The sequence below is a fragment of the Oxalicibacterium sp. genome (genome assembly GCF_035565035.1).
Lineage (GTDB): Bacteria > Pseudomonadota > Gammaproteobacteria > Burkholderiales > Burkholderiaceae_D > Oxalicibacterium.
On the sequence record NZ_DATMTD010000098.1, the window covers coordinates 104,847 to 122,010 of the forward strand.

The 17,164-nt window shown below is 56.2% G+C and carries 15 protein-coding genes; 8 read left to right on the plus strand and 7 right to left on the minus strand.

Annotation, left to right across the window (positions count from 1 at the left end; translation table 11 throughout):
* Positions 1–30: 30 nt before the first annotated feature.
* From VN114_RS09455 to VN114_RS09475, 5 genes are all read right to left on the minus strand, one after another.
* On the minus strand, positions 31–360 hold the full coding sequence (locus VN114_RS09455; protein ID WP_325514238.1) for a hypothetical protein: 330 nt from the start codon (positions 358–360) through the stop codon (positions 31–33).
* The gene (locus tag VN114_RS09460; RefSeq protein WP_325514240.1) at positions 357–1,103 is read right to left on the minus strand and encodes a hypothetical protein; all 747 of its coding nucleotides are present in this window, start codon (positions 1,101–1,103) and stop codon (positions 357–359) included. The genes VN114_RS09455 and VN114_RS09460 overlap by 4 nt, the downstream gene beginning before the upstream one ends.
* Positions 1,096–2,223, minus strand: a complete 1,128-nt coding sequence (locus VN114_RS09465) for a PepSY-associated TM helix domain-containing protein (protein WP_325514242.1) — start codon at positions 2,221–2,223, stop codon at positions 1,096–1,098. Before VN114_RS09465 ends, VN114_RS09460 begins: the two co-directional genes overlap by 8 nt.
* A gap of 9 nt (positions 2,224–2,232) precedes the next feature.
* Positions 2,233–4,386 carry a TonB-dependent siderophore receptor gene (locus tag VN114_RS09470; RefSeq protein WP_325514244.1) on the minus strand — a complete coding sequence of 718 codons (2,154 nt, stop codon included), beginning with the start codon at positions 4,384–4,386 and terminating at the stop codon, positions 2,233–2,235.
* A gap of 104 nt (positions 4,387–4,490) precedes the next feature.
* Positions 4,491–4,691 (minus strand): hypothetical protein, encoded by a 201-nt coding sequence (locus VN114_RS09475; RefSeq protein ID WP_325514246.1) that lies wholly within the window; start codon positions 4,689–4,691, stop codon positions 4,491–4,493.
* Positions 4,692–4,926: 235 nt separating this feature from the next.
* Here VN114_RS09475 and VN114_RS09480 point away from each other — a divergent pair, with 235 nt between their 5' ends.
* From VN114_RS09480 to VN114_RS09490, 3 genes are read left to right on the plus strand one after another with little or no spacing between them, the layout of a single operon-like run.
* Complete coding sequence (locus VN114_RS09480) at positions 4,927–5,097, plus strand: hypothetical protein (protein WP_325514248.1); 171 nt, start codon at positions 4,927–4,929, stop codon at positions 5,095–5,097.
* Between the two features lie 49 nt (positions 5,098–5,146).
* Complete coding sequence (locus VN114_RS09485; protein WP_325514250.1) at positions 5,147–5,473, plus strand: plasmid stabilization protein; 327 nt, start codon at positions 5,147–5,149, stop codon at positions 5,471–5,473.
* Positions 5,474–5,529: 56 nt separating this feature from the next.
* Complete coding sequence (locus tag VN114_RS09490; RefSeq protein WP_325514252.1) at positions 5,530–5,949, plus strand: CBS domain-containing protein; 420 nt, start codon at positions 5,530–5,532, stop codon at positions 5,947–5,949.
* An 87-nt stretch (positions 5,950–6,036) separates the two neighbouring features.
* Here the strand turns inward: VN114_RS09490 and VN114_RS09495 are convergent, their stop codons facing one another.
* Complete coding sequence (locus VN114_RS09495; RefSeq protein WP_325514271.1) at positions 6,037–7,569, minus strand: glucan biosynthesis protein G; 1,533 nt, start codon at positions 7,567–7,569, stop codon at positions 6,037–6,039.
* Between the two features lie 525 nt (positions 7,570–8,094).
* Between VN114_RS09495 and bglX the strand changes: the two genes are divergently transcribed.
* The 3 genes from bglX (at position 8,095) to VN114_RS09510 (ending at position 12,188) form a co-directional block, all read left to right on the plus strand.
* Positions 8,095–10,368, plus strand: coding sequence for a beta-glucosidase BglX (bglX, locus tag VN114_RS09500; protein ID WP_325514272.1), 2,274 nt, complete (start codon positions 8,095–8,097; stop codon positions 10,366–10,368).
* A gap of 28 nt (positions 10,369–10,396) precedes the next feature.
* The gene (locus VN114_RS09505; protein ID WP_325514254.1) at positions 10,397–11,230 is read left to right on the plus strand and encodes an isocitrate lyase/phosphoenolpyruvate mutase family protein; all 834 of its coding nucleotides are present in this window, start codon (positions 10,397–10,399) and stop codon (positions 11,228–11,230) included.
* A gap of 238 nt (positions 11,231–11,468) precedes the next feature.
* A complete protein-coding gene (locus VN114_RS09510) occupies positions 11,469–12,188 on the plus strand; it encodes a glutathione S-transferase N-terminal domain-containing protein (RefSeq protein WP_325514256.1) in 720 nt (239 codons plus the stop codon).
* Between the two features lie 236 nt (positions 12,189–12,424).
* Here VN114_RS09510 and VN114_RS09515 read toward each other — a convergent pair whose 3' ends face one another.
* Entirely contained in the window at positions 12,425–12,739 is a 315-nt protein-coding gene (locus VN114_RS09515) for a hypothetical protein (protein WP_325514258.1), read from the minus strand.
* Positions 12,740–12,977: 238 nt separating this feature from the next.
* Here VN114_RS09515 and VN114_RS09520 point away from each other — a divergent pair, with 238 nt between their 5' ends.
* Positions 12,978–13,760 carry a helix-turn-helix transcriptional regulator gene (locus VN114_RS09520; RefSeq protein WP_325514260.1) on the plus strand — a complete coding sequence of 261 codons (783 nt, stop codon included), beginning with the start codon at positions 12,978–12,980 and terminating at the stop codon, positions 13,758–13,760.
* Between the two features lie 483 nt (positions 13,761–14,243).
* On the plus strand, positions 14,244–16,907 hold the full coding sequence (locus tag VN114_RS09525) for an autotransporter domain-containing protein (protein ID WP_325514262.1): 2,664 nt from the start codon (positions 14,244–14,246) through the stop codon (positions 16,905–16,907).
* The last annotated feature ends 257 nt before the right edge of the window (positions 16,908–17,164 follow it).

Consider the following 17,164-nt stretch of genomic DNA (forward strand, 5'->3'; position numbering starts at 1 on the left):
TATTCCTGCAGGCAATCGGCTCACGATATATCACGCGAACATTAATCCGATTGCACCGACTATCCCCAGCGCAAATCCCCAGCGGGATACCTGTTTCGGCCAGGCATTGATGCAAAGAACGAACAGATTCCCCATCGTCATCCATGCCACGGCGACCAGTAACGGCCCTGTTGCCGTACCAATCAACATTGCTGAAAGAACCAACTGTGCGATAGCGCCCATCATCGCAATACGTTTGCCATGCCGTCGTACGATTTCCGGCAACTGCGCCTGATCAATCGTACGTGCATTGGCATCCGCATACCAGCAACTGATCCAGAAGCAACTGAACAATGTCATGCTCAAGGAAAGAAGAATCATTGTGGCAACTCGCTTTTACTGATGTCCTGCGGCTTCGTGCGCCATAGAAGAACTACACAAATTACAACTGGGGCGACACCAAGTGCGCTACTGATACTAGACGAATACCAAGCCATGGCGATCAACAATGCCGCCGCCAAAAACCAGCAAGCACTGGCTATTCGTGGAAACCAGGTCGACACAGACAAGGCCGGCAGCATCACGAAAAAACTTAGGAGCATGCCTGCGCTACCGACTCCCTTGAGCAAATTGCTGCTAACCTGCCCAAGCCGGAATGCTTCCAGCATGCACAAGGCAAGTACACACCAGCATAATCGGCGACTCCAGTTTATTTTTTGTCTGGCCATCGGAGGTGCAAGCACAGGCGCTGTATTTCTGACCGACTTTGCAGGCTGAGCACGCAACTTCTGTGTGACAAACATGATCGGTGCTGCGATAACCATCAACGCCACTGCCATATCCATGGCGAGCGGCGAATTTTGCCGAATACCGGCAATGACAACCAAGACCAGTACCGCCATACAGAAAAACAAACCCGTGCGCCATACGGTAACGATACTCGGGGGAATGAAAGCAATTGCCAGGCTCAGTAATAACCAGATACCAAGAAACCACCAGGCTGCATGGCCGTTGCGCGCCGACAATAACTCGAAATCAACTCCCCACCAAATGGCGGCACATGCCAGTAGCGCAAATACCGCGGCGAAAGTCACGTGCAAACCGATCATGCTGCGTTCAAACATGCTTCTGTTTTCCCTGTATGACATTGCGGGCATTGCCGCGCTGGCGTTGTTTCAATTTTCGTCGTTCAATCCACAACAAGGTTCCACTCAGAGAAAGTAGCGCAGGACTCAAGCCAATCAGAAAATAAAGCCACTTCAGTACCAGCCCGCCGTAATCACCGAAGTGCAACGGCTCCATCAAACCGTTGAATTGACTCCAGAAGCCGCTCAGGCGCGGATCGTTCTTTTCCTTTAATTTTCCTGCCTGATAAGTAACGTGTGCGTTGCTGAATAAAAGTCCATCAAGCGGTCCGTAAAAGGACACCGCACTTCCCTGTTCTGCAGGACGTAATGCAATCCGTTTCACGCGCAAGTCCGGCAAATCCTGCGCGGCATTCACCAGTAACCGGTCGATCGATTGCGATGGCACCTGAACGGCGGTCTTCACACGCGTTTTTTGCATAACCTCCGTCTTGGTATTGCCAATGACGTAGGCATACGCGCGCTCGAATACAGGCGTCAGTCCAAGCCATGCGCCAGTGAACGCAATCATTAAATGGAATCCCAATGCCCAAATACCAACGCTTTTGTGCAAATCAGAGGTTGTCAAACGAAAGCTCTTGCGCCAGCGAACAGTGAATAATTCCTTGATGATCTTGCGATGAATGACGAATCCGGAGACGATCAAGAAAAACATTGCCACGCCAAGAAAGCCCACAATCCAGCGTGGACCGAAGAACAGGAAAACATGCAGCATGCGAAAGAATTGCCCCAGTTCGCTATCCACCGGACCGATGACCTCACCGTTGTCCGGACGCGCAGCAATTTTCACACGCAATTGGCTGTCTGATGGTTTGGCAAAAACGAACCATGCCGAATTGACGTCATCCGGTGGAAGCATGCCCTCGGCTTTGAGATCGGGATAACGCGCATGCAAACTGGCAAGAACTGCGTCAGGTCCGGCCGGGTGCGCCACATGAGGCAAATTCTTCAATGAAGGATTTGCCCACAGATCAATCTCGTTCTTGAACACCATCACGGAACCGGAAAAACAGACCACGAACAGCAAAAGTCCCGTGACAATTCCCGCCCATGAATGCAAGGCGTACAGAATGACAAGCGTGCGGCGGGAAGCGGCCATCAGAGCATGTTAAAAGTCAAACACGGCTTTTAGCATGACAGTACGCGGATCGCCGAGCGGCACGACAAAATTATTCAACGTGCCAGCGTAGTAATCTTTGTCGAACAGATTCTTCACGTTCAGCATGACGCGATAACCCGCTCCCTGATAACTGACATTGGCATCTGCAACGGTATAACCAGGGACAGAAAAGCTGACGGCGGGTCCGGTCTTCGAACTTTCATGACGCACGCCCAAACCGGCACCCCACCCGCTTAGCACGCCATCACGAAAACGATAATTCGCCCATGCACTGGCAGTACGGCGAGGCACGTTCTGCAAGCGTTTGCCGATATTGCTTGCTGTCGTGTCGTCGGTAATTTCCGCATCGACAAGCGACAACGCGCCTTGCAAACTCCATCCATTCCGCAAATCAGCGGTAATCTCGGCTTCATAGCCTTTGCTGCGCTGTTCACCGATCTGCACACTGGAATTCGGATGCGTCGGATCAGGATCAGCCACCGTCACATTTTGCCGAGTAAGGTCGTAATAGGCGAGACTCGCATTCAACCGCTTATCATCGGATTGGAACTTGACGCCGATTTCCGATTGCTCACCTTCTTCCGGTTTGAATTGTGTGCCGAAGAAATCAGTGCCCGTAATCGGGAGGAAGGATGTCGCGTAACTGATGTAAGGGGCGATATTCTGCGTTACCTGATACATGAGTGCGACATTACCGGTGTTTGCGCTGCTGTCTTCATTCTGCCTATCGCCGTTGCGATTATCGACGGTCTTCGTGTTGACGCGGTCATGGCGGAGTGCCAGATTCACGCTCAGGCGATCGTTGATTTTGATCTGGTCACGCAAATACAGTGCCGCGTAGGAAACCGTTGTGGTTTCCATCGACATCGGATTGTTGCAGGTATAAGGAAGGTTATATACAGGGTTGTAGATGTTCAGTGAAGCGATATTGCAGGAGTTGCTTCCATTGCGCAATTCATCCCGATTCAAATCCAAACCCACCATGACCGTATGACGCAAGCCACCAATGTCATATGCCTTTTCAACATTCGTATCAAGTCCGTAGTTGTTTCCCTGCACGTCCTGGAACGTCACACTACGCGGTTGAGTTGTATTGTTTTGCAATGCCCCTCTGACGAATACCGCGCGGCCAATCATATCGATCTGTTGCCAGCGGAAATTCTGTTGCAACTTCCAACCAGAGTCAAAACGGTGTGTCAGCGAATAGCCAATCGATGCCTGTTCCGCTTCGTAGGGACCAATCCCCGGATCACCAATAAACAGATCACGATCAAGTTTTCCGTTGGGGTTGGCTTGCAAGGTGCCTTTTGTCGGCAACCCTTGCTGACGTATGTATTCGCGTTTGTCGAAGGCAGTCAAAATCGTGAAATCGGTCCGTGGCCCAAAATCCAGGGATAGCGATGGCGCAATATACCGATTCTTGAAATAGACAAAATCGGTTGGATCGTCCGAATCTGACGCCATGCCGTTGATTCGGAAAGCCGCCTTGCCATTCTCCGATTGCAGCGGACGCCCGAAGTCGAATGTCCCTTGCCTGTATCCGTAACTGCCTACTGAAAACCCTACCTCATTAAAGGCCTCCTGCCGCGGACGCTTACTGACCATATTGACAATACCTCCGGGCTGCATCTGTCCAAAATTAATCGATGCCGGACCTTTCACGATTTCGATGCGTTCAACGCCATACACTTCCTGTGCAATCCAGTTCGACTGCCCAAGCTTTAGACCATCAACATAAATGGACTCCGAAGCACGTTGCCCCCGAATCGAGAAGTCGTCCCAGCCACGTCGGCCGAAACCGCCTGATGACACGCCTGCCGTCGTTTGAATCGCTTCGTTTAACGTAGTCACCTGACGTGAATCAAGCAATTCACGTGTCAATACGCTGATCGATTGTGGCGTTTCGAAGAGAGGTTTATCTGATTTGGTACTAGAGACCGCCTTCTGTGCTGTAAAACCATAGTCGATATCAGTCGCACCACTGACATTGATCGCTGGCAGAACATTTTCTGTGGACACAACTTCTTGTGCATAAACCAACGAACCTGCGGCTGTGGCAAAAAGGCCAAATAAAACAAAGTGGAGCGCCGTTACAGGGAGACGCAAGGTATTCCAACGCAACAACATATGAGAACCGATCACGCTTAATTGATAATGATTCGCATTATCGCATGAAGTGTTTCTCTTGTCCGAAACTATGCTTTAAAACAACAAATTCAAGTTAGTTTGTATTCACTTAATGCCTGTTAGACGTGTTCAGGCGGCAATGGCAGCGCTTCCGGCGGTGAATGCTCCGGCACAATTTCCGGCCCTTCCGGCCCGGGAGGAATCGAAGGCTCAGGCGATGGCGGCGGGATTTCCGGCTGCGGCACTTCGTAGGGAGCGATTTTCGGTTGCGGCTGCGGAACGACCGGAATTTCCGGCGGCGTCGGTTGTTGTATGCCCATCAGAACCTCCATGATCAAACCTGTCTGACCAGACTGCGCCCGGGAAGTGCCAACGGACAATCAATCGCAATACCTGCCCGCAAATCCGCTTTGTTTTCTGACACGACATCACAAAAAAATCCTACATGTCGGCCATTGTCCAAAGCGTAGACTTTTTGTTCACGCTGCACGCAACAACCGAACATCGCAGCATCACTTCATCTTCCATCTACTTCAGCACTGAAGAGGAACCGAAATGGACGCACGCAAACGCAATGATCAATCCAAACGAAGCCGCTCGTCGAACTCCGGCCGCACCGGCGGTGCACAGTTCAACAATGGTTATCGCACCGCAGGCGGTCCCGACTATCGCAGTCTCGACTGGCAGACATCCGAACATCCGCGCGGCAAGCGCAATGTCGGTTGAGCCACCCTTCCTTGCCGTAACAAGGAACGGCACATCGAAGGAGAACGTCATGCCACAAGGAAAATGGAGTAACAAGCGCGAACGCCAGTACCAGCACATCAAGGAAAGCGTTCGCAGCCGCGGAAAAAGCGCGGGGCGTGCGGAAGAAATTGCCGCACGCACGGTGAACAAGGAACGCGCGCAACACGGCGAAGCGAAGGAAACGAGCCGTACGTCAACGCATGACATGTCGCCGTCGAAACGCGGCGGCCAGCGTTCGCACAGCGGTGCCGCCGGCCGCACTTACGAACAGCTCTACAACGAAGCACGCCACAAGGGCATCGAAGGACGCTCGAAGATGAACAAGTCGCAACTGGAGAAAGCGCTGTCGCGCTAGCCGCCGACTTTTCATCCCCTGTTCGCATAAACAAACCCGGTTGTAAAGGAGTCGTGATGCAAACCTTGAAGGAAGTGATGAACACCGATGTGCAGGTCATCAGCCCGGACGCCACGCTCATGGAAGCCGCGGAACAGATGCGCGACGGCGATTTCGGCATGATGCCGGTCGGCGAAAACGATCGCATGATCGGCGCAATCTCCGATCGTGACATCATTATTCGCGGCATCGCGGAAGGTAAATCGCCGACCACCAAAGTGCGCGACGTCATGTCCGACGGCATCGTGTGGGCCTACGAAACGGATTCGCTGGAAGCCGCCGCGCGCATCATGAGTGATCACCAGATCCGGCGACTGCCCGTTCTCAACGCGAACAAGCGTCTGGTCGGCATCGTTGCCCTCGGAGATTTTGCCGTCGAGAGTGCGGACATCGAAACAGTTGGCGCAACATTGTCGGAAATTTCAATGCCGGCGTAACGCAATAAAAAATTAAAAAGGGCCGGAGAATTTCTCCGGCCCTTTTTCCATTAAGCGAACAAACTAAACGCGATGACTTCCTGCTGATCAATACGTCGCGTATGCGCCCGAATGTGGCGGCAACTGATAGCTCCAGGTTTCGCTCAAGGTCTTGCCATCGCTGACCAATGCTGCACGCATTTCGACTGCTTTCTGCGGATCCTTGATCTTTACCCGCATGGTCAGCCGGTATCCCTTGATAACCGGATTCGGCTGCAGCACGCTGTCGATCAACTCAGCGTTGTCGCCGACGCTGACTTGCGATCCCACCGACGCATTGCCCGGCAGGTTTGCCAGAGCCGGGCCTTCAAAATCCACCATCAATGCCGTACTGCCATCGAAGTGCCGGATCAGATTGGCTTGTGTCTGTTCGCCTGCGGTATGAAACGTCTGCTTGACCCACGCCGTGTCCTTGTCATGCAGGGCCGGCTCATCCATGGTCCAGTGCATGCGATAGTCGACCTTCAACGGCACGCCTTTGCGCGGCTGTTCATCGGGCGTCCAGAAGGCAACGATATTGTCGTTCGTTTCGTCGGCCGTCGGGATTTCGACCAGTTCGACCTTGCCCTTGCCCCAGTTGCCCTGCGGTTCTATCCATGCGCTAGGACGCAGGTCGTAACGATCTTTCAGGTCCTCGAAGCGCGAGAATTCGCGACCGCGTTGCAGCAGGCCGAACCCTTTCGGGTTCTCGATCTGGAATGTGCTGACAGTCAGGTTCTGCGGATTGTTGAGCGGTCGCCACAACCACTCGCCATTACCGGCATGAATCGCCAGTCCGTTCGAATCGTGGATCGCGGAACGATAATTCCGTTTGTTCACTTGCTGGTTGGGGCCGAACAGGAACATGCTGGTCAGCGGTGCGATGCCGAGCTTGTTGACCTGATCACGCAAGAATACGCGCGCCTGCACATCGACCACCGAATCGGCACCGGGCTTGAGAATGAATTGATAGGCGCCGGTCGCGCGCGGAGAATCGAGCAGCGCGTAGATCGTCAGCTGCTTGTCCTGCGGCGCAGGACGCTTGATCCAGAACTCGGTAAAGCGCGGGAAGATCTCTCCGCTCGGCAGCGCCGTATCGATCGCCAGCCCGCGCGCGGACAATCCGTAGATCTGGTCCTTGCCGATCACGCGGAAATAGCTGGCGCCGAGCACGCTCATGATCTCGTCTTCCTTGCCTGCGCGATTGATCGGATACAGCACACGGAATCCCGCATAGCCGAGCTTGCTGGTGACCTTGCTGTCGAATGACAGATTGCCGAAGTCGAAATCCTGCGGATCGTATTTGATTTCCTGCACGTTGTTGCCGACGATTTCGCTGATCTTTACCGGCGTGTTGAATTGCATGCCCTGATGATAAAAAGCCAGCTTGAACGGCGTGTCCTGATCGCGCCATTCGAACTTGTCACGACGCGGCTGGATTTTCTGATAATCGGCAAACTGCATCTGACTGAAGACCGGCGGCAGATTGCTGACGGGCGCAATGTACGGCTTCTGCATCAAGGCCTTAGCCCTGGCGGTGACGTCGTCGAGCGAAAACGCCTGCGCCTGGACCGATGCAAGCAATGCGGAAACAGCGATCAGAAAAAGGGAAACAGTTAATGTTCTTTGACGTGCAGAACTGCTGAATTCGGTAAAAATCACAAATCTCTCCAAAAAACCGGCAGGATGCGGCAACTGTTCAACAGTGCTCTGACGGGCATTCAGCGCCTTGGTTGCATTATTTTTCAAAAGCCATGCGCAAGAAATATTGCACATGATGTCGAAGGCTTGCACGCTGGAATCACGCCATGCGCTTGTATCTTCGCAGAAAGCCGAACAGAATATCATAGCGACCAGAGCGTAAATCCGGTGATGATGCGTGCTTCCGCATGCAGACAACTTGCAACTTTCCTGCCATTGTTTCGATCCCATGCAGCGCGGGATGCGATCTTCCGGCAATCGCGCAGATGTTTCGCTTGAACGGAAACATCTTTTCGCCCTTACATTTGAACGAACGGATCAACAGTGCCAGCCAATCACGACAACAAATACGGTACCGCAAATTTCTTTCCCATTTTCCGCCCGAAGCGCCCTTCATTGAAGACGTTCTACCTGCTGGCCGTGGTCGTGTTCACCGGCTTTGCCGGTCCTGTGGCGCGTGCCGACATCAATCCCGCACTGCTCAACGACAAGCCGGCCTTCATCGCAGACGTGATGCGGCAAATGACGCTCGAGGAAAAAATCGGCCAGCTGCGCCTGATCAGCATCGGCGCGGATATGCCGCAACCGAAATTGTTGAAGGAAATCGCCGAAGGCCGCATTGGCGGCATGTTCAACACCGTCACGCGCGCCGACAACCGGCCGCTGCAGGACGCCGCCGTCCGGAACAGCCGCATGAAGATCCCGCTGTTTTTCGCCTATGACGTGGTGCATGGATTGCGCACTATCTTCCCGATCAGTCTGGCGCAGGCATCCAGCTGGGACCTGGATGCGATTGCATTAAGTGCGCGCACTTCCGCAATGGAAGCCAGCTCGGACGGCATCGACATGACGTTTGCTCCGATGGTCGACATCACGCACGATCCGCGGTGGGGACGCACATCGGAAGGTTTCGGTGAAGATCCTTATCTCGTTTCGCAGATCGCAAAGGCATCGGTTCGTGCATTTCAGGGCCCGACCCTGCCGATCGCGGCTGATCGTGTGATGGCCAGCGTCAAGCACTTCGCGCTGTACGGTGCCGTCGAAGGCGGACGCGACTACAACGTCGTCAACATGAGTCCGATGCGCATGTACGACGATTATCTTCCGCCGTATCGCGCCGCGGTGGACGCCGGTACCGGGGCCGTCATGGTCGCACTCAATTCAATCAACGGCGTACCGGCCACCTCGAACGTCTGGCTGATGCAGGATTTGTTGCGCAAGGACTGGGGCTTCAAGGGCGTGACCGTCAGCGACCACGGCGCGATCACCGAACTGCTCAAGCATGGCGTGGCGAAAGACGAACGCGAAGCGGCCAGGCTTGCGATCAAGGCCGGAATCGACATGAGCATGGCCGACCAGGTCTACGATCGCGAATTGCCGGATCTGGTCAAATCCGGTGAAGTCAGCATTCAGGAAATCGACAACGCCGTGCGTGAAATCCTCGGTGCGAAATACGATATGGGCCTGTTCCACAACCCGTATCTCCGTATCGGCAATGCCGTCGACGATCCGGTGGAAGTCAATGCGGACAGCCGCCTGCACCGCGATGCGGCACGCGACGTCGCACGCAAATCCATCGTCCTGCTGGAAAACCGCAAGCAAACCCTGCCGCTGAAAAAAGCCGGCACCATCGCATTGATCGGTCCGCTCTCGGATGCGCCTATCGACATGATGGGCAGCTGGTCCGCCGGTGGCGTTGCCAAGCAATCGGTCACGCTTTATCAGGGATTGCGCAATGCACTCGGCAACAAGGCGCGCCTGATCCATGCACGCGGCGCCAACATCACGGAAGACAGGCACATCGTCGAGTACCTGAATTTCCTCAACTGGGATACGCCTGAAGTCACGCAGGATAAGCGCTCGCCTGCCGCCATGATTGCCGAAGCCGTCAAGGCAGCGAAGCAATCGGACGTCGTCATCGCTGCAGTGGGTGAAGCGCGCGGCATGTCGCACGAATCGTCCAGCCGCACCAGCCTCGACCTGCCCGCCAATCAACTGGCCCTGTTGAAGGCGTTGAAAGCCACCGGCAAACCGCTGGTGCTGGTGTTGATGAACGGCCGTCCGCTGGCATTGAACTGGGAACGCGACAACGCCGACGCGATACTTGAAACCTGGTACACCGGCACGGAAGGCGGCAATGCGATTTCGGATGTGCTGTTCGGTGACTACAATCCGTCCGGCAAATTACCTATTTCGTTCCCGCGCTCGGTCGGGCAGATTCCGGTCTATTACAACCATCTGCGCATCGGTCGCCCTTACACCGAAGGCAAACCCGGCAATTACACATCGCAGTATTTCGAGGAACCGAACGGCCCGCTTTATCCGTTCGGTTACGGCCTGAGCTATACCGATTTCTCGCTGTCAAATGTCAGCCTGTCGAGTCCGACGATGGCAAGAGGCGGCAAGATCGAAGCCAGCGTGACGGTGAAAAACACGGGCGCTCGTGACGGTGCGACCGTCGTCCAGCTGTATATCCAGGACGTTGCAGCATCGGTCGTACGTCCGGTCAAGGAGTTGAAGGATTTCCGCAAGATCATGTTGAAGGCTGGCGAAGAACAGGTTGTCCGTTTCGCGATCGATGAAGACAAGCTCAAATTCTTCAACGCGCAATTACAGCATGTGGCGGAAGCAGGTGAATTCAACATCCAGATCGGACTGGATTCGCAAAAGGTGATGCAGCAGAGTTTTACATTGCAGTGATCCGAATCGCAATCGACGCAAAACCCCCATGACAAAATCCATCACAGAAAAACGTGCGCTGTTCCGCAACCTGCATGAACAAGGCTGCTTCGTCTTGCCGAATCCGTGGGATGCCGGCAGTGCGCGTTTGCTGCAGGGTCTCGGCTTCAAGGCACTGGCGACGACCAGTTCGGGATTCGCATGGTCGCTCGGCCATGCCGATGGTGACATTCCGCTGGAGACCACGCTGGCCCATCTTCGCGACATCGTTGCCGCTACCGATCTGCCGGTCAATGCCGATTTCGGCAACGGTTTTGCCGCCGATGCGCAAGGTGTGGCCGACAATGTGCGGCTCGTCGTGGCGACCGGGGTGGCCGGACTGTCGATCGAGGATGCAACAGGCGATGACGCATCGCCGCTTTTCGCTATCGATACGGCAGTCGAACGGATGCGCGCCGCACGTCGCGCGATCGACGAATCGCATACCGACACGCTGCTGATCGGACGCGCTGAAAATTTCTTCGTAGGCCGTCCGGACTTGCCGGACACGATCGCCAGACTGCAGGCCTACGCCGCCGCCGGCGCAGATTGCCTGTACGCGCCCGGAATTCGCACGCGCGAAGAAATTGCTGCAGTCGTCAACGCTGTTGCGCCGAAACCGGTGAACCTCCTCATCGGGTCGAATTCAGAACTCACCTTGCAGGATATTGCAGCACTCGGCGTACGACGCGTCAGCGTCGGTGGCGGGCTGGCCCGCGCTGCATGGGGCGGTTTCATGCGTACCGCTCGCGCCATCGCACAGGATGGACGGTTCGATGGATTCGACAGCAGCGTCCCGGGAGCCGAGCTGAATGCTTTTTTCAGGAAGAGTGACGACGCTTGAACCACAAGCTTTTAAACGTGCATGCGACATTTATTAAAACATCGGTAAATCGGTAATCGCGATGACGCCTCACGCGCGGATTGACGCGAACAGGAAAAAATTGGAACGGATCCTTTCCGGTCGTCATCGATGGCCGCAGTTTTCCAGCGCCTGCGGTAGAGTTACGCGATGATTCATGTTTCGCTCATCGATCAACTCACTGTTACGGCTTGCGCCGTGCACGCAAACAAGGCTAGCCATGAAAACTGAACCTGGCGTTTCACTGTCCGATTTTTCCATCACGCAAAAATGGCCTGCCCGGCATCCCGAGCGACTTCAACTCTATTCGCTACCCACACCCAATGGCGTCAAGGTATCGATCATGCTGGAGGAAACAGGATTGCCTTACGAACCTCACCTGGTGAGCTTCGATAGCAATGACCAGAATTCGCCTGCGTTCCTCTCGCTCAATCCGAACAACAAGATTCCGGCCATCATCGATCCAGACGGCCCGGATGGCAGGCCGCTTCCCTTGTTCGAATCCGGTGCCATTCTCATTTATCTGGCGGAAAAGACCGGCAAGTTCATGCCGAAAGATGCAGCAGGCCGATATGAAACGCTTCAGTGGATCATGTTCCAGATGGGCGGCATCGGGCCGATGTTCGGGCAGGTGGGTTTCTTCCACAAATTTGCAGGGAAGGATTACGAAGACAAGCGTCCGCGTGACCGCTATGCCGCCGAATCCAGGCGATTGCTACGTGTATTGAATCAGCGTCTGACCGGACGCAGCTGGATCATGGGACAGGAATACGGCATTGCCGATATCGCGATTTTTCCGTGGGTACGCAACCTGGTCGGTTTTTATGGCGCACGCGATCTCGTGGGCTTTGACGATTTCACGGAAGTGCAGCGGGTGCTGGATGCTTTCCTTGCCCGACCTGCCGTGGCCAGAGGTTTGACGATACCGGCGGCATCCTGATTGGCTGTTGCGCATGTGACATGCGTCGGCGGCCAAAACACTTTGGACGTCGCCGAAAAACATCCAGATATTTGATTATTGGTGCGGCTGGCTGGAATCGAACCAGCGACCCTTGGCTTCGGAGGCCGCCTTAAAGCAATCAAATATGGCCGATAAATTACGTAACTTTTTGATTTATAAGAAAAGCCTTTTAGGAAGGCACCTGCAACAAGGAGCATCATAAGGCAAAAATTAGATCATTTTTTCACCAAATTTTCACCAAAAATCAAAGTCGTGGAATGAAGTGAAACTGCCAGCGTTTTCTTTGAGTGCAACAGGCTGTTGCACATTGGAGACCGAGGAAGCTTAAATCCGGGGACATAAACGGTCCAACGCCGAACGACGGCCGCCACAATGATCTGCAATGCACATACATGTGTAACAGCCTGTTGCACAATTTCCGCTTTTGGGCTGAAAATTTTCGAGAACGGCTTGGCTGCAATGGAACCACCTCGTACCGTACAATGCCCCGCATATTGTTGAAAGGTATGGGATACGTCGAATAGGGGCAAGCTCAATATTCCGTGACGTTTGACTTACGATATTTAGACAGACGACCTAGGAAAACGTAACAGATGACCTATCTACAGATAGCGTAAGTCATTGATTTATTTAACCAAGATTTTCGGCACTGCCAACTGTTTTTCAACCTCTTTTTAACCAAAAAACGGCTGCGTTCGACCCAAAAGTAGACGCCTTTCCCCTTCGATTCATCGCAGCCCTGGCTCCCCAAGCTCTAGAATCCCGCGCATGCAATCTGACGACCAAGCTGAACGTATCTACGCCCTATGGGACCAAATGGCGGGTTTTGAAGCCACCCAGCAGGACTTGGCGCTCAAGCACCTCTTGCGCGAACTTTGCGCGCTGGTGAATGCGCAAAATGCCAGCTGGGTGTGTGCCGTGCGCATGCCGCAGACTGGGCCACAGGACCCGGTCAATGGCTGGCGGCCGCGCCTAGTCGAGCATCTTCACCCTTTTGCGCGTTTGCAGGCTGGCGCTAAAGAGCAGACCCGCATGCTCGAAGAGGGCGACATTGACATCACCACCGTGCGCAACGTGCAACTGGCTGGTGGGTTTCGGGTCAACCGCCTGATCGACCTGGTGTCCGAGGACTGGTTTGAATCGGGTTACTACCGGAACTTTTACGCCGACCTGGGCCATTCGGACGCCATCTGGGCGGGTTGCCCGGTCAATGATGATGCCGAGGTCTACTTTGGCCTGTATCGCGGTGACGGCCAACCCCGTTTCACCGAGGCCGAACGCGACACCGCCGCAGTCGCGTTGCGCGGACTCAAATGGTTTCACCGCAACCAGTTGCTGGGCCACGGCCTGCTGGTGGCCGCCACACCGCTGACGTCGGGCGAGCGCAACGTGTTGCAAGGCCTGCTCGGCGGCCAGGCAGAAAAGCAGATCGCCGCCGGCCTGGGCCAGAGCTTTCACACCACCCACGAACATGTCACCTCCATCTACCGGAAGTTTGGCGTGAACAATCGGGCGTCGCTGATGGCGCTTTGGCTGGGCAAGGCGAGCTGAGTTCTACGGACATTTCTTTGTCCGTCAGCCGCAAAAAATAAAACCTTTGTTTGAATTTCCCCCTTTTTAGGGGGTTCCGTGATCTTGCGCCAATCGGCATAGTGCGGTCACTGCAGCGCAGGTGACGACGGCGCCGCTTACCTACAACAAAAAAAAACACGGGGGCCTCGCCATGAGGATCACGCGCGCCCACGGGCGCTCACTATCGCACCAGCACTTTCAGCCATACAGCGCCGGCCGGCAGCTTCTGCCACCGCGCCAAAGCCCGCGTCATGCGGCGTTTCGTTGGCCATGTGCCGGCGGCACACAAGCCGCCCGGGCGCAGCTTGGCCGTGCAGGCCGGCTGGTGCACGCACTGGCAGGCCCGCAGAGGTTCCAGCGTCCGAATTTAACAGCCAAATCGGCCTCCAGCCCATATCCCATCAGCGCAAGCAGCTATCTATTTGCTAGCAAACCATCTACCACCTTCCCCCTATTGACGCCATGAACACCTCACACCGCAGCATCTGGAACGCAGCCTTGGGCGCCTGGGTCGCCGTGTCGGAAATCACCCGGGCCTGCGGCAAGCGCAGTGGTTCGGTCGTGGCGCTGGCCGCGAGCATCGCTTGCTCTTCGGTCGGCGCACAGACCGTCATTGAAAACGATGATGTCGTAACTGTTTCGGGCACCCATGGCAGTCCGTGGAACCTCGGCGGCGATCTTCTGTTAAGCAATGGGACGTTGACGGTTGAGAGCGGCGGACAGGTCAGCAATGTCCGTGGGTACATTGGCACTTTCTTTGGCCACACAGGCAATGCCACCGTGACCGGCACAGGCTCCACCTGGACGAGCAGCCTTATCCTCTTTGTCGGGAACGACGGCACCGGAACACTGACCGTCTCTAACGGCGGTCAGGTCAGTAGCGACCGTGGATACATCGCTGCAGGGGGAGGCTCAACCGGCAATGCAACGGTGACTGGCGCAGGCTCCACGTGGACGTCAGCGGAGTCCCTCTATGTCGGCCAATCAGGCACCGGAACACTGACCGTGTCGAACGGCGGTGCGGTCCGCAATACCTTGACGGGGTTCCTCGGCGGCAACGGTAGTGGTGTCGGCAATGCCACGGTGACTGGCGCGGGCTCCATGTGGGCGAGCGAGGGTGGGTTGCGTATCGGCCTCTATGGTACCGGCACATTGACCGTGTCGGACGGCGGACATGTTTCCTCCGGCGTCGGCGGCGTCGGCCTGATCGAGCTCGCTGTCAACCCCGGTTCTACCGGCGTGCTGAACATCGGCGCCGCGGTCGGCAGCGCCGCGCAGGCCGCAGGCACCATTGCGGGCAGCGAGGTGCGATTCGGTGCGGGCACCGCCAGCCTGAATTTCAACCACACCGATACTGCCTATACCTTTGGCACCCGCATCACCGGTGCCGGGACGCTCAAACACTACGCTGGCACCACCATCCTGACCGGCGCTAACACCTACACCGGCGCCACCACCATCAGCGGCGGCACCCTGTCGGTCAACGGCTCGATTGCCAACTCGGCAGTAACTGTCAACAGCGGCGGCACCCTGGGGGGTAGCGGTACCGTTGGCAGCACATCGATCACTTCGGGCGGCTTGCTGGCACCTGGCAATTCCATCGGAACCTTGACAGTGAACGGCAACCTGAACTTCGCCGCAGGCTCGATCTACCGCATGGAAGTCGATGCCGCCGGCAACAACGACCGCACCAACGTCACCGGCATTGCCACCCTCAACGGCGGCACGGTCGATGTGCAGGCCGGCGCCGGAACCTATGCGGCCAACACGACTTACACCATCCTCAACGCAGCGGGTGGGCGTACCGGCAACTTTGCCGGGGTCACCTCCAACCTCGCCTTCCTCACCCCCACACTGGCCTACGACGCGAACAACGTCTTCCTGAGCCTGGCGCGCAACAGCACCAGCTTCAGCACCGTGGCCATCACCCCCAACCAGATCGCCACGTCCACTGCCTTGCAGAATGCGAACGGTGGCGCCACAGGCGACATGAGTGTGGTGCAAACCGCCCTGACCGGCCTGTCTGCCGAGCAGGCACGCGCCGCCTATGACTCGGCCAGCGGCGCCGGACTGGTGGCTTTGCGCAACGCGGGTGCCAGCTTTGCGGCAGGCCTGGGCCGCCAGTTGCAGGCCCGCCTGGGCGCTGTCGGCGGCGCAAGCAGCACACAAGTGGGCGCTTTCGCAGGCCGCCCTATCCTGCTGGCCGCCAACGACTCTGTGTCCGACCTGATGGCGCCCTTGTCTGACTCGCCGCAGAAATTCTCACTGGCCTCCGGCACGGCTTTGCCTTCCGCCTCAAGCGCCCAGGGACGCGGTTTCTGGCTGCGCGGCAGGGGGGGTTACCAAGACACCAAAAGCGACGGCAATGCGACAGCCAGCGATCTGCGCAGCACCAGCCTGAGCGCAGGCTTTGATGCAGAGGTGCGCGACGGCCTCGTCTTCGGTGCAGCCCTGAGCAGCGGCACCGCCCGCCTGGGCTTTGACAACACCGACAGCGGCAAGTCACGCGCCAGCGCCATCGCCCTGTACGGCAGCTATGCCAGCGGCCCGTGGGCCTTCCAAGGCTCGGCCAGTGCCGCCTGGGCCAGCAACCAGATGGACCGTGCAGTCATGATTGGCGCGATCAACCGCACGGCCAGTTCGGACTTTGACAGCAACACACTGTCGGCCTATGGCGAGGCAACTTACAACCTGCCCATGAATGGCTGGACCTTGCAGCCGCTGGCTGGCCTGGCATTCAGCCGAAACAAGACCGATGGCTTTACCGAAACCGGCGCCGGCGCCCTCAACCTGCAAGTGGCCGGGCAAACCGTCAACTCCAGCCAATCCCTGCTCGGCGCCAAGGCCAGCTTTGAAGCAGGAAACCTCCACCTGGAGCCGCGTGTGATCTGGGCGCATGAGTTTGGCGACCTCAACACACCGATGACGGCGCAGTTTCAGGGCGCAGCCACGGCGTCGCCGTTCCAGGTGTCGGGCGTGGCGCTCAAGCGCGACACCCTGATTCTTGGGCTGGGCGCCTCGGGCCGGGTGGGGCAAGGCGTTGAGCTGTTTGTCGACGTGCAAGCCGAGTACAACTCAGCCCAGCGCAACCTGGCGTTGCTGGGCGGTTTGCGCAGCCGTTGGTAGTACATCAGACAAGATGGAAGTCGGGGAACGCCGGTCAGCTTGCGTACACCTATGGTCGAGAATCATTTGCGCCGGACGATCGCATTACGGCTTGCGCATGGCGCTCAGTTATTCTCTATAGCCAAAAAAAAGCTGATGCCAGCGATAAGTCGAATTTTAATTTCGATTGCGGATATCTAAAGCGGGAGCAGATAGACGAGGCAGTCGCCTGAGCGGAAAAGATATATTCCACGATCGGAAAATAAAAAAGGAAAAAC